This is a genomic window from Aeromonas sp. R10-1 (assembly GCF_040908465.1).
Taxonomy (GTDB): domain Bacteria; phylum Pseudomonadota; class Gammaproteobacteria; order Enterobacterales; family Aeromonadaceae; genus Aeromonas; species Aeromonas caviae.
The window spans coordinates 61,691-75,491 of the sequence record NZ_JBFODT010000034.1 but is presented as its reverse complement, the minus strand read 5'-3'; the positions used below and the strand labels follow the sequence as shown (position 1 = coordinate 75,491).

Here is a 13,801-nt window from a genome sequence, read left to right as displayed (position 1 = left end):
ACCAAATTTTTGGGCTTAATGAATCGGGTTTGCTATGTATACTGCAGAATCAAAAGCTATTAAAGTCTTTGCTACTGGGTTGAAAGGATTTAAAGCAATACAGGGATTTAGAGAGAAAACTAATAAAATTATCGTTGTTATTGGAAAAGATATAAATGTCAAAAATGATTTCTCCAATGAAATAGAAACGTACTGCAGACAAGAGAATTTAAAATACTATTTTAGTGCAAAACATGCTGACAAACATGAGTTTGGCCTTGCAGTCGCTGCTGGATGGCAGAGAATGATATTTGATATCCCTTTTTCTGCGCTGATAGTTTTCCATGATTCTTTATTGCCGAAATATCGTGGTTTTAATCCCTTGGTAACAGCGTTACTGAATAAAGACGACTGTGTTGGGGTAACTGCTTTAATGGCAGCAGACAAATATGATCGTGGTGATATTTTATCTCAAGTGAGAGTGCCAGTTGTATACCCAATCACGATAGAAGATGCAATTATAATGGTAAGTGATGCTTACTTTTATATTGCAGGTGAGATTTATGATTTATTTACTTTAGGGTTGTTACACGGAAAGCCCCAAGATGAATCGCTAGCAACATATAGTCTATGGCGTGATAATGATGACTATGCGATAGACTGGAGTCTTGACTCTCATACAATAGAACGACATATAAACAGTGTCGGTTATCCGTATCTCGGTGCTTCGTCACTCGTTGATGGGGCATTGGTGAGGATAAAAAAAGTATCATTAGTTCGTGATGTTGTTATTGAAAATAGAACGCCAGGAAAGATCATCTTCTTTGAGGATAATATGCCAGTTGTTGTTTGTGGTCAGGGTTTGCTCAGGCTGGAATCTATAGAAGATGATAGCGGAAATAAATTAGAGATAAATAAACTTAGAATTAGGTTCAAATAAAATGATAAATTTCAACAAGCCTTATCTTCATGGTAAAGAGTTAGTTTACATTGCTCAGGCCGTCGCAACAGGCAAGATTTCCGGTGATGGTACCTTTACTAGAAAATGTCATGACTTTTTTGAACAGCGCTATGGTTTTAAAAAGGTACTAATGACTACATCATGTACAGATGCGTTGGAGATGTCTGCAATTCTATTAGATATTCAGCCTGGTGATGAGGTCATCGCACCATCCTATACATTTGTGTCTACTGTTAATGCTTTTGCACTACGTGGCGCCAAAATAATCTTTGCAGATAGCTGTAGTGATCATCCTAACGTTGAAGCAGCACAAATAGAAAAACTGATCACTCCTAACACCAAAGCGATTGTCGTTGTACATTATGCTGGTGTTGCGTGTGACATGGATGCCATTATGGCAATTGCAAATCAGCATAACATCCCTGTGGTAGAGGATGCCGCACAAGCGATTGATAGCTATTACAAAGGGAAACCACTTGGTAGCATAGGTACATTTGGAACGTTCTCATTCCATGAAACTAAGAATATCATCGCCGGTGAGGGGGGATTGCTTGCCATCAATGATGATAAATACATTCATCGTGCTGAGATTATCCGCGAGAAGGGGACGAACCGCTCATCATTCTTTCGAGGCGAAGTTGCTAAATATGGTTGGGTAGATATTGGTTCCTCATTTTTGCCATCCGATATCATTGCTGCATATCTTTATGCTCAGCTTGAGAATATAGATACCATTCAGGCTCGACGTAAAGCGATTTGGCAGCGTTATTACGATAATTTGGTCAAAACATTAATGAATACTGGCATTGACCTTCCGAAAGTTGCCGATTACTCAACTAATAATGCTCATATGTTCTATCTGGTATGTGAAGATCTTGAGCAACGTACGGCACTGATCCACCATCTAAAAGTTAATGGTATACATGCCGTTTTTCATTATATATCACTACATGCTAGTGAATATTATCAAGCCAAACATTCTGGGCCTTCCCTACCACACTCCGATTTTTATACAGATACCTTGGTGCGTTTACCCCTGTACTATGAATTGACTGATGAGCAGGTGGATTTCGTGTGCGATAAAATTTCAGATTTTGTTAACCGGTGATGAAAAAGAAAATATTACATCTTGCTTCTCTTGACAAGTTTATTCCTGGTTTTATTGACTTGTTGCATCAGCATTTTTGTAGTGAATTACATACGGTGATGACGTTTGGTGATAAGAAAAAGTATCCCTATGATCAAACTCCAAACACTATGCATTTCACTACTTTCAAAAGTGTGAGAGTTTTATATCAACTCCTATTAGAATTACACAGGCATGATAAAATAATATTACACGGGTTGTTTATGAACCACTTGGTGGTATTGTTATGTTTTATGCCATGGTTACATAAAAAATGCTATTGGGTTATGTGGGGATGGGATCTTTATTATCATCAGCTCGCAGTGAAGAACACTCATTACCGATTCATGGAGGTATTTAGAAAGTTTCTTATTAGTCGGCTAGGAGGTTTTGTCACCTATGTTGATGGTGATTATGAAAATGCACAGCAGTGGTATGGTGCCAAAGGTAAATATTGTGAATGTATTATGTACAGGAGCAATGTGTATAGTGGGGGAGTATTATCTTCATCGGATGAAAAAGAAAGTATTTTCAGTGATAAAAAGAAGGTGAATTTACTTGTTGGAAATTCAGCCGATCCAGCAAATAATCATCTACATGTTTTTGAAAAATTAGCTGAATTTGATTTATCCAATTTAGTAGAGAAAATATACTGCCCACTATCATATGGCGATCCTGAGTATGCGAGTCAGATTAAACTCATGGGAGAAATGATGTTTGGGGATAAATTTCATCCATTGATAGAATTTATGCCATTAGAGCAATATAACCAAATCTTAGATGAAATTGATATAGCCATATTTGCGCATAATCGCCAGCAAGGCATGGGTAATACAATTAATCTACTTGGTCGTGGTAAGACTGTGTTTATGCGTGATGGAACCAGTTCTTATACTTTGCTGAATAAGCTTGGTATCACAGTATTTTCTCTCGAAGATTTAAGTATAACCATTCAGCCCGCTACAATTTCATTAGAAAATAACAGAACTGTGAGTGATTATTTCAGCGAGAGTAATTTGATCAAACAACTTGAAATTATCTTTACTTGAAATGCTATCTGATAGGTATATCTCCATGTGTGATATTACAGCATGACACCAAAAAAAATACTCCATTTTGCCTTGGGCCCTGTCGGTGGGGCGTTGCTGGGGATAATCTCATTACCCATTATTGCTTGGTTTTTCAGCCAAGAAGACGTGGGTAAAATGGCATTACTACAGGTTTTGCTGAGCTTTGCCACCTTGTTCTTTACCCTTGGACTTGATCAAGGTTACGTTCGTGAATTCCATGAGTCGCTGAATAAACCACAGTTATTAAAAACCTCCGTATTACCAGGCTTTGCTGTATTGCTAGTCAGTTTGATGACCTGTTTATTGTTTGGGTCTTTTTTAAGTGAGCTGATATTTTCAATACAATCAACCTTCGTTAGTTGGATGCTGGCCATTGCCCTATTATCGAGCTTTTTATCACGATTTTTATCGCTTGTACTACGTATGAATGAACGTGGCCTGGCCTTTTCAATGAGTCAAGTGCTGCCTAAAGCATTTATTTTACTAATCATTCTTTCGTATGTTCAGCTAGACATAGGGAAAACATTTGAGAATCTACTGTTAGCGAATACTTTATCAATAGTTTTTGCATGCTTGATATTTTCTTGGAATGCTCGAACTGAATTGTATTTGAGCTTCTCTTGTGAAATAGATATTCAGCAGTTGAGAAAAATGCTTCACTTTGGTTTGCCATTAATCTTTAGTGGCATAGCGTTTTGGGGGTTGACCTCAGTAGACCGAGTCATGCTAAGTCGCTGGAGCAATTATAACGAACTAGCAATTTATTCTGTCTCTGTTAGTTTTGCTGCCGCCGCGACAATATTTCAATCTGTATTCTCAACGGTATGGGCTCCGACTGTATATAAGTGGGCGAGAAATAATGAAGGCCATGATAAAGTTATAATGGTTAATCGTTATGTTCTCATGCTCGTGGTTGTATTATTTTGCTTAGCTGGCCTATTCTCCTGGATTGTGCCACTTATTCTTCCGAGCGAATATGCATCTGTACAGTGGGTATTAGTCGCATGTATAGCTTACCCACTTCTTTATACTCTTTCAGAGACTACAGTTGTCGGGATTGGTATCTCACGCAAGTCTTCATATGCCATGTTGGCAGCTGTATTAGCATTGCTGGTAAACTTGTTATGCAACTATTTCTTGATTCCACTCTTTGGTGCCGCAGGTGCAGCCAGTAGTACCGCATTATCTTTTTGGTTCTTTTTAGTGTGCCGTACTGAGTTCTCCATCCATGTTTGGAGACCTATGCCAAGAATTGCATTATATAGCTTCACTTTTATGGCGGTTATTGGGGCCGTCATGGGGGCACTGCAGCAGAATTTGCTAGGATATATGATTTATATATATTGGGGCCTATTGCTCCTTTGTTGTCTGTGGTTCTTTAGGTGTGAAGTGTTAATGGTTGGGCGGAAGTTGGTTTCATTGGTTAAGAATAGAGGTCGAACTTCTTTGAAAAATATTTAGCTCATGCCCAATAACAGCAGATTTAATGCTTATTTTATTCCAGAGACTTTAAATTATTAGGAATAGGAAGTAATTATTATGTTAAAGGGGTGGATGTTTTCCTGAATAAATGTATACATAATTCAGCATTATTTTTGAGTCTTAAATTATTATTTTTCAATAATTATTAAATTAAATATGGCAAGTCATGTTATTGGGGAGAAGACCGTACCGAGGTACGACATGGAGTTGTATTTTTATACATAAACATTATGTTTTCTCATGAGAGGCTTAAAGTTTAAAGTCAACCTCAGTCAAAGTTACTAATAGGTAGTATATGATTAAAATAATTGTAATGAAGGCTTACTGTTTCATGATAGGCAAGGCCAGCATTTTTATAACGACAAAGTCATTCAAAGACTATTCCGCCTCATTGATGCATGAAGAGAATCTCCGGAGATTGAAAGCTAAAGGCGTCACTCTTGGTGAAAATAGTGTCGTGTATGGAACTACTTTTTCGACCAGCTACAAAGGGGACCAATTTTATATTGGTAATAACTGCACTATAACTGGCAGTACTTTACTTGGTCATGATGCATCACCAACAATATTTCTCTCTGAGCTTATTAATAGAGATAAGCCTTGGTTACCTGGAGCTCGGAGTAGTTTTCGAAAGCCTATAGTTATCGGTGATAATGTTTTTATTGGCTATGGTTCAATTATCATGCCTGGGGTAAATATTGGCAGCAATGTAGTGATCGCAGCGGGAAGTGTTGTCACCAGAAATGTCCCCAGTAACTCTGTTTATGGCGGCAACCCGGCGAAATTAATTAAAGGCATTGATTCATTTATTGAAAAGTACAGGCATTTATATAACTCTGACCCAGAGGCATTTTAATTGCTATCTTACATTACCAATAATCGTTTCTTCATTAATTCCCCCATATTGCTTTTGGCATTACTAGGGCCTTTCTCAACAACTTTTTTTGACAAAATAAACCTTGTATTCTGTTTTTTAATTTCTGCTTCATATATATTTATAGCACTATTAAACTTCAAAACTATAAAGGTATCTAACTTCTCACTATCAATAGTATTGTCTCTAGTGCTTGTTACATTCTTGGGATACATGTCTAGTATATATTATCAGGGGCATTTATCGGGATCTTATGTTGAGCAGATTTTATTTGGTCGGCTCTTTACGGTTTTAAGTACAATACTATTTGTGTTGTCCATTGCTATCTGGAGTTCTAGGGCATCTACAACTGAGTGTTATGCATTCTTGAGTATTGCCTGTGTGTCTACTCTTATATTTCTATTTTTTGCATATGTTCAGCAGTTATTTTTCTACCTACATTTACCTTTCTTTGTGGAAAGCCGTTCTGATATGCATGGGGTACCTCAGGTTCTGAGGAGTATTATACCAAACCGTATCACATCGATAGCAAGAGAACCCAACTTTTATGCGCCAATCCTTATAGAATCAATCATTCTTGCACGTTTGATTTTTTCTGGTTTTTGGAAATATGTGTTTATATTTTCTACATTGGTTATTTTGGTTCTTACCTTCTCCGGCGGGGCTTATGCTCATTTAATATTGTTATTGTTTTTCTTCATAGTGCAGAGGATGAGTTTTACAGGTAAAGGGTTAATGTCTTTACTAAAGATAATAACGGTTTGTCTTGTATTTGGTCTTGTTGCATATATGTTTTTTGAAAATGAGGTCGCCATACTACTCGATTTTATCGAGGCTAAGACATCAACAGAATCATCGGGTGCCTCCTTCCGTTCTCAAGTCATGACAGCAATATTCAATGAGTGGTCTTCCTCTGGTTTAAAAAGCCTCATCTTTGGTCATGGAATCGGTACACTTGCATTTTTTAATGAAATATCTGGGGGGGGGGTATATTTAGATTTCGCAATCACAAATAATTTTTACCTTGATTACCTATGGGACACAGGGATAGTCGGGATTATATTATTTGTTGTGTTATGGGGATATGGAATTTTATTTTTCTTCAACAGAAGAAAGAAATCTATTTTCTTTGAATCGGGGTTGTTGTTATTTGTCAGTTTGCTAATTACCGGGCTATATCGTTCCGAATACGTAACCACTCATTTTTCTTGGGTATTAGCATTGGTTATTGTTATTTATAGAGTGTGTTATCTTAGTACTAAAGACATAGTTTTCGAGCACACGGTGAAGAATTAATTTACTGGTTATATTCGACATGAAAAAAATTCTATTTGCCAATACCTCATTTCTACCTGCAATCGGTGGGGTTGAAAATTCTATCAGGAGTTTGATGGAATCTTTCAATTTAGATGGTTGGGAGTGCCATTTAATTACACGAGCTCAGTCTGAGCCATATACAGGCCCTATTGAAAATATATCCTTTTATCAAACAAATGGATTTTTTGATAAGAAAGGTGTGTTTAGAACTATATATACAGTTCTAAATAGAGAGGCATTTGACATAGTTGTTGTTCGTCATCATTTTCTAGCCTGGATAATATCATTCTTCTGCCGAGATTATATATATATCATACCTGGTGTGTACGAACATCAAAATCATCGAGAGAAAAACCTCAATATCATTTCAAAGTTGAAATACTGGGCTCACGTTATAATTCAACGTTTCGCTATTAAGCGTTGCCATAATAATGTGGTGTTTAGTGATGAGATGTATCGCCAGGTTAGAGAGTTTTATCGTGGTGCAAGTTTAACGAAGCTAAGTCCTGGTGCTGATGCTCATCGATTTTATCGTCGTGATGAAATAGTTAGGGCCACAGTAAAGGTCCAAAATAACATTAGCCCAGAGGATGTGTTGTTGTTATGTATTGGCCGACTTGTTGATGTGAAGAATTTTGGTCTGGTTATTCGCTCCCTTGTTCAATTACCAGAGCACTTCAAGCTAATGCTAGTAGGTGATGGGCCTGAGAAGGAGAGTTTAAACGCATTGGCATATGATCTCGGAGTGGCTGAGCGAGTCGTTTTCTTTGGCAAGACAGATGAGCCGGAGTTATTTTATGGGGTAGCTGATGTATTTTGCCTCCCTTCAACTTATGAACCTTTTGGGCAAGTTTTACTTGAGGCCACTCTGTCATCATTACCTGTTGTTGCACTTGATCCTACACATCCTGGTATTAAAACAGCAACGGCAGAAATATATATAAACTACCACGGTGTTGTGTATTTTTCTGATGGGGATCCAGCATCCTATGCATCAAAAATAAAATATGCAGCATCTTGTCCCATCGACGAAATAGAGTTGGTTAGATTTAAGCGTGACTACTCTTGGGATAACTTAAAGAATAATTTGATTAAGTTGAGCGGTGAGTAAAATGGAACTGGAAATGCTTTATGCTACATATGGTGATAGAGTTAACCAATTGCTTCATAATCTCCCAGAAAGTAGTGATAAACTAAAAGTAATCATAGTGCATCAAGTCGATGATGTTCGCCATAACGCTCAGCACCTATTTTCACGTCGCTCAGATGTAAAATATTTCATGATGTTAGATAAGGGTGTATCAAGAAGTAGAAATTTTGCACTTCAGCAGGCCACGGGAGATATTATTCTTTTTTGTGATGACGATGTTACTTACTCGGCGGGTTTCATAGATAGCATTATCGATGAGTATGTTAAAGATAGTAATATTGACGCAATAACTTTTAGCTATTCTACTCCCACATCTGGAGTGCTTTCTAGGTTCAAATCGCATCCTTATCGACATAATTTAAGATCGATTCTCAGCGTGGGAACAATAGAAGTTTCTGCTCGCCTTTCTGGCGTTAAACGGGTTGGGGCTTTCTTTCCTGAAGATCTAGGTGCGGGGAGTAAATTTTATTGCTGTGATGAACCTGTATTTTTAAGTAGATTGATGAAATCAGGGTTGGTAGTGGAGTATCGACCTATATCCATATGTACCCATCCAGATCTATCAAGTGGCTTATCGATTGATAACTATGATGCTCTTATGTCGCGCTTGATTTGTTTCAGATACATATATGGATACTTCTCTGGCTCCATTCTATTATCCTTGTTTGCTGCTAAAAACTTTAGTCGTTTGTCATTGAAGTATTTACTGATGTCAATGTGTTCTATTTTTATATTGAAGCCTTAGCAGTTAGCTTTTTCAGGGGCCTGAGTTGTAACGTGATGACGAGGAGCGTATGAGCTTCAAAGAGAACATATCTATAGTTATGCCTGCTTATAACGCAGGGAAATTTATACGTGAAAGTATCAACTCTGTATTAGCACAGACCTATAATGACTGGCGCCTTTACATTGTAGATGATGCATCTACTGACGAAACGGCTGCTATTATAAAGCAAATCAAAGACGATAGAGTTGAATATACTTTGCTAGAGCGTAATGCCGGTGTAGCTAATGCGAGAAATATTGCTATTGAAAAGGCTCAAGGGAAATACATTGCATTTCTTGACAGTGATGATCTTTGGGAAAAAGATAAATTAGAAAGACAAGTTGAACTTTTGGAACATGGTTATGATGTAGTATGTGGGAATTATTCGACGTTTCTGGCAGACTCTAATCACGCTATATCAATACGCACTAGTCCGATAGAGTTCAACTATCATGACATGCTCAGTTGTAACCGTATAGGGAATCTAACTGGAATATATAACAGAAATTCCCTTGGGAAATTTTATCAGGAACATTGTGGACATGAAGACTATTTGATGTGGTTGTCAGTCATGAGAACTGCAAAAAAAGCTGCTTGTGTGCAAGATGTCATCGCTCGATATAGATTGAGTGAAAACTCATTATCTGGAAATAAACTGGTCGCAGCTAAATGGCAGTGGCATATATATCGAAATAAAATGCTTTTAAGCTTGCCTGATAGTTTGTATTATTGGTTAAGATATGCATCGATTGCATTGGGAAGAAAATTCTTCAACTACAATTAGAAACCAATGTGTATTTATTTTGACCTTTTTTAGGCTTCTGGGGGTTATCTTTGTCATTTCAACGTCGTCACTCACGCTGGTATGAGCGCGTCTTGTTCAGCCCTCCTTCCTTGTTTCTGCTTGGTGCTTTGTTAGCGGTATGTCTGCCCGCCATCGAACGCTGGGGTTGGGAGTTTTGGGAGAGACTCGATGCGGTAAGAGTCAATACCTTGGCAGGGGCCTTTGTGGCATTCCTACTGACCGGGATAGTGCTCCAACGTTTCTTGCGCTACCCGGGGGCCAGCCCGGTGGCCTATATGATCCCTACTGTGACGACCCTTTATGGTGCTCTTGTAGGGATCCTCTTCTTCCTGCGTCTGCCTTACAGCAGGCAGGTGTTGTTCGAGTCATATCTGGTGGCGCTGCTTTGCTGCTGGCTGGCCTACTTCATCGGCCGCCGTTACCGGACGCCCAAGTATGCGCTGCTGCCCTTTGGTGACTACCAGGCCCTGACTCAGCACGGGTGTGTGCAGTGGCGTCTGCTGGACAAGCCCGACCTAGGCGCAGTGCGCTATGACGCCGTGGTAGCAGACCTTAGGGATGAGAAGCTGGCTGGCGAGTGGGAGCGTTTCCTCGCTCGCTGCGCTCTGGCTCATATCCCCGTCTATCACATCAAGCAGATCAGCGAGACCCTCACCGGCCGGGTGAAGATTGACCATCTGCACGAGAACCAGCTTGGCTCCCTGTTACCCTCTCCCGTCTATGCCTTTATCAAGCGGGGCATGGACATACTGGCCGCGGTAATCGCGATCCCCCTGTTCTCCCCCTTGATGCTGGTGACGGCCATCCTCATCAAACTGGAGAGCCCGGGCCCCGTGATGTTCCTGCAAAACCGGGTAGGTAAGGGTAACCAGGATTTCAGGATCTACAAGTTCCGCAGTATGTGCCAGAACTCCGAGCAGCACGGTGCCCAGTTCGCCCAGGACGGTGACATGCGCGTCACCCGTGTGGGCAAGGTGATCCGCAAGCTGCGTATCGACGAGTTGCCGCAGTTCTTCAACGTTCTCAAAGGGGACATGAGCCTGATTGGGCCGAGACCGGAGCAGCGTACCTTCGTCGATCAGTTCGAACGGGAGATCCCCTTCTACATGTATCGCCACATAGTACGACCCGGTATCAGTGGCTGGGCGCAAGTGGTGCACGGCTATGCTGCCGATGCCGATGACACGCGCATCAAGATTGAGCACGATTTTTACTACATCAAACACTTCTCCCTCTGGCTGGATGTGCTCATCGTGTTCAAGACCATCCGCACCATTCTGACCGGTTTTGGCGCACGGTAATTCCGATGCGGATCTTGTTGCTGGGGGCTCGTGGCCAGTTGGGACGAGCCCTTTTTTCTGCCCTTTGCCGCGATTATCCCCATTGGCAGGTGACGGCCCTTGGCAGGGATGCGTGTGATATCACAGACCCCGGTGCGCTGATCAGCGCTCTGAACCGCCATCAGCCTGATGTCATCCTCAACGGTGCGGCCTATACGGCAGTCGATCTCGCACAGAGCCAGCCCGAGCTGGCAGAGCGTATCAATCATCAGGCCGTCGCACTGCTTGCCCGGGAAGCCGGTGCCAGGGGGGCGCTGCTGGTGCATTTTTCCACCGACTATGTGTTTGATGGCACAGGGATAAGACCCTGGGCTGAGACGGACAAGCCCAATCCCATCAATGTATATGGTGCAAGCAAGTATGCCGGTGAGCAGGCCATTCAAGTGTTGTGTCCTGATCATCTGATCCTTCGCACCAGTTGGCTCTATGGTGGTGAAGGCCCGCATTTCGCTCGTTCCATACTTGGCCGCGCCAGGGAGGGGGGGGGCCTTCAAGTGGTGGATGATCAATGGGGTGCGCCGACCCAGGTTCACTGGCTGGCAAGGGTAGCGGTGTTTGCGCTGTCACAAGTGCTGAACGATCCGGGTAAGGGAGGCTTGTATCATCTGACGTGCGAGGGGGAGACAAGCTGGTATGGCTTTGCCTCTGCGCTGGTACGAGAAGCTTGTCGGTTGGGGCTGTTGATGCATTCCGTTCCGGTGGATCCCATTCCGTCGGCGAGCTGGCCCCAGGCGGCCCGTCGTCCGCTCAACTCCAGGCTCGATTGCCGACTGTTCTCTACTGTTTTTGGCATCAGGCTGCCTTCTTGGCAGGAGCAGATGGCTAGCTGGCTGGCCAGCCAAGATGCCGATCTTGGGGCGGTGGGTGTTCGCCCCCACCCATGAGTTGCCCCTCTTAATTCCATGGAGTCCCATGATCCAGCGTAAAGGCATCATACTGGCCGGTGGTTCGGCAACCCGGCTCTATCCGGCGACTTTAGTCATCCGCAACCAGGTGCTGCCTGAAAGAGGTGTGTGTCTGGTCACTGCTCAGATCTTACGGTAACGCAACCTACCTCATTTTTTAATTGAAGGCATTTATGAGATATCAATCCCTTGCCATTCCAGAGGTTAAACTGCTGATCCCCACTCGCCATTGTGACGAGCGGGGCTATTTCATGGAAACCCTGCGCCAGGATGAGTTTGAACGCCACTGCGGCTTTTACTCCTTGGTGCAGGATAACCACAGCCGCTCCTGGCAGGGCACGTTGCGTGGACTCCATTATCAGCAGGAGAGGCCCCAGGGAAAACTGGTGAGGGCGGTGCGAGGTCGCGTCTTCGATGTGGCGGTTGATGTACGGCCCGATTCGGCCTCATATGGCCAATGGGTCGGCCAGCTTCTGTCAGAGGAAAATGACCACCAGATGTGGATCCCGCCCGGTTTTGCCCATGGTTTCTATGTCCTGAGCGAGGTAGCTGATCTCCTCTATCGATGCAGCGATTACTACTATCCCGCCGGGGAGCGGACTCTGCGCTGGGACTCACCCGCCTTGGCCATCGATTGGCCTCTGCTGGCAGGGGTGGCGCTGAGTCTGTCTGCCAAAGATGCCAAGGCACCCTATTTCTGCCGCCCAGAATTAGGGTAAGTCCGTGTTCTTGTGGCACAATTGCCAGCCCAGAGTCAGAACCTTAATTTAATCAATCAGGTAATCCCATGGTGAAAATTGCCGTAGCGGGGACCGGCTATGTCGGTCTGTCCAATGCCGTGCTGCTTGCCCAGCACAACGAAGTGGTCGCTCTCGACCTGGTGGCAGAGAAAGTTGCGCTGATCAATCAAGGCAAGTCCCCCATCGCAGACAATGAATTGGAGCATTATCTCGCGCACATTCCCCTCAATCTAACGGCTACTCTGGACAAGCATCAGGCTTATCAGGGGGCGGATTTCGTCATCATAGCAACGCCGACTGACTACGATGCCGACACCCACTACTTCAACACTCGCTCGGTGGAGACGGTGATCCGGGATGTGATGGCCATTAATCCGACGGCCGTCATGGTAATCAAGTCCACTGTGCCCGTAGGCTACACCAAGGCGATACGCGAGGAGTTGGGTTGCGACAACCTGATCTTCTCTCCCGAGTTTTTGCGAGAGGGGAGGGCGCTTTATGACAACCTGCACCCCTCGCGCATCATAGTGGGTGAGCGCTCCGAGCGGGCCGAGCGTTTCGCCGCCCTCTTGCAAGGGGGGGCCATCAAGCAGGATGTGCCGCTGCTCTTGACCGACAGTACGGAAGCCGAAGCTATCAAGCTGTTTGCCAATACGTACCTCGCCATGCGGGTTGCCTATTTCAACGAACTGGACACCTATGCCCAGACTCATGGCCTGGACAGTCGGCAAATCATTGACGGTGTGGGGCTGGATCCACGCATCGGCAGTCACTACAACAACCCTTCCTTTGGGTATGGCGGTTATTGCCTGCCTAAGGATACCAAGCAACTGCTGGCCAACTACGATGATGTGCCCAACAATCTGGTACGGGCGATCGTCGATGCCAACACCACCCGCAAGGACTTCATCGCCGATTCCATCATTCGTCGTCGCCCTAGGGTAGTCGGAGTCTATCGATTGATCATGAAGTCGGGCTCAGACAATTTCCGAGCCTCTGCCATTCAGGGGGTGATGAAGCGGATCAAGGCTAAGGGCATAGAGATGGTAGTATTTGAACCCGCCCTCAAGGAGCAAACCTTCTTCAACTCCCGTGTCATCACCGATCTAGAGGAGTTTAAGCAGCTCTCCGATGTGATCCTCTCCAATCGTATGGCTGTAGAGCTTAGCGATGTGACTAACAAAGTCTATACCCGTGACTTGTTTGGTAGTGACTAACCTGAGAAATCAACCTACTGCTTGGGAATCAGCCACATCAACCCTATTGAGTTGGAGTTTCATTGATAA

13 protein-coding genes and 1 pseudogene are annotated in these 13,801 nt (G+C 43.2%); all 14 read left to right on the top strand.

Annotated features, from left to right (window positions below):
* Positions 1-34: 34 nt before the first annotated feature.
* A complete protein-coding gene (locus tag AB5Y93_RS16910; protein WP_201925823.1) occupies positions 35-919 on the top strand; it encodes a methionyl-tRNA formyltransferase in 885 nt (294 codons plus the stop codon).
* Between the two features lies 1 nt (position 920).
* Positions 921-2,048 carry a dTDP-4-amino-4,6-dideoxygalactose transaminase gene (gene rffA, locus AB5Y93_RS16905; protein ID WP_368229902.1) on the top strand — a complete coding sequence of 376 codons (1,128 nt, stop codon included), beginning with the start codon at positions 921-923 and terminating at the stop codon, positions 2,046-2,048.
* Positions 2,048-3,115, top strand: a complete 1,068-nt coding sequence (locus tag AB5Y93_RS16900; RefSeq protein WP_368229901.1) for a TDP-N-acetylfucosamine:lipid II N-acetylfucosaminyltransferase — start codon at positions 2,048-2,050, stop codon at positions 3,113-3,115. Before rffA ends, AB5Y93_RS16900 begins: the two co-directional genes overlap by 1 nt.
* 42 nt (positions 3,116-3,157) lie before the next feature.
* Complete coding sequence (locus tag AB5Y93_RS16895) at positions 3,158-4,597, top strand: lipopolysaccharide biosynthesis protein (protein WP_368229900.1); 1,440 nt, start codon at positions 3,158-3,160, stop codon at positions 4,595-4,597.
* A gap of 352 nt (positions 4,598-4,949) precedes the next feature.
* Positions 4,950-5,474: a DapH/DapD/GlmU-related protein gene (locus AB5Y93_RS16890; RefSeq protein ID WP_272939140.1), complete on the top strand. Its 525-nt coding sequence runs from the start codon at positions 4,950-4,952 to the stop codon at positions 5,472-5,474.
* A 231-nt stretch (positions 5,475-5,705) separates the two neighbouring features.
* Positions 5,706-6,788: an O-antigen ligase family protein gene (locus AB5Y93_RS16885; RefSeq protein WP_368229899.1), complete on the top strand. Its 1,083-nt coding sequence runs from the start codon at positions 5,706-5,708 to the stop codon at positions 6,786-6,788.
* A gap of 19 nt (positions 6,789-6,807) precedes the next feature.
* Positions 6,808-7,920 carry a glycosyltransferase family 4 protein gene (locus AB5Y93_RS16880; RefSeq protein WP_368229898.1) on the top strand — a complete coding sequence of 371 codons (1,113 nt, stop codon included), beginning with the start codon at positions 6,808-6,810 and terminating at the stop codon, positions 7,918-7,920.
* Between the two features lies 1 nt (position 7,921).
* Positions 7,922-8,704 carry a glycosyltransferase gene (locus tag AB5Y93_RS16875; RefSeq protein WP_368229897.1) on the top strand — a complete coding sequence of 261 codons (783 nt, stop codon included), beginning with the start codon at positions 7,922-7,924 and terminating at the stop codon, positions 8,702-8,704.
* A gap of 49 nt (positions 8,705-8,753) precedes the next feature.
* Positions 8,754-9,509, top strand: a complete 756-nt coding sequence (locus AB5Y93_RS16870; protein WP_052130405.1) for a glycosyltransferase family 2 protein — start codon at positions 8,754-8,756, stop codon at positions 9,507-9,509.
* Between the two features lie 224 nt (positions 9,510-9,733).
* The gene (locus AB5Y93_RS16865) at positions 9,734-10,831 is read left to right on the top strand and encodes a sugar transferase (RefSeq protein ID WP_233768076.1); all 1,098 of its coding nucleotides are present in this window, start codon (positions 9,734-9,736) and stop codon (positions 10,829-10,831) included.
* Positions 10,832-10,836: 5 nt separating this feature from the next.
* Positions 10,837-11,754, top strand: coding sequence for a dTDP-4-dehydrorhamnose reductase (gene rfbD / locus AB5Y93_RS16860; protein ID WP_041214856.1), 918 nt, complete (start codon positions 10,837-10,839; stop codon positions 11,752-11,754).
* Positions 11,755-11,782: 28 nt separating this feature from the next.
* A pseudogene (locus AB5Y93_RS16855) lies at positions 11,783-11,872 on the top strand (sugar phosphate nucleotidyltransferase); the annotation flags it as partial.
* A gap of 76 nt (positions 11,873-11,948) precedes the next feature.
* Entirely contained in the window at positions 11,949-12,494 is a 546-nt protein-coding gene (gene rfbC, locus AB5Y93_RS16850; protein WP_041214857.1) for a dTDP-4-dehydrorhamnose 3,5-epimerase, read from the top strand.
* A gap of 71 nt (positions 12,495-12,565) precedes the next feature.
* Positions 12,566-13,732 (top strand): nucleotide sugar dehydrogenase, encoded by a 1,167-nt coding sequence (locus tag AB5Y93_RS16845; protein WP_041215858.1) that lies wholly within the window; start codon positions 12,566-12,568, stop codon positions 13,730-13,732.
* Positions 13,733-13,801 lie beyond the last annotated feature (69 nt).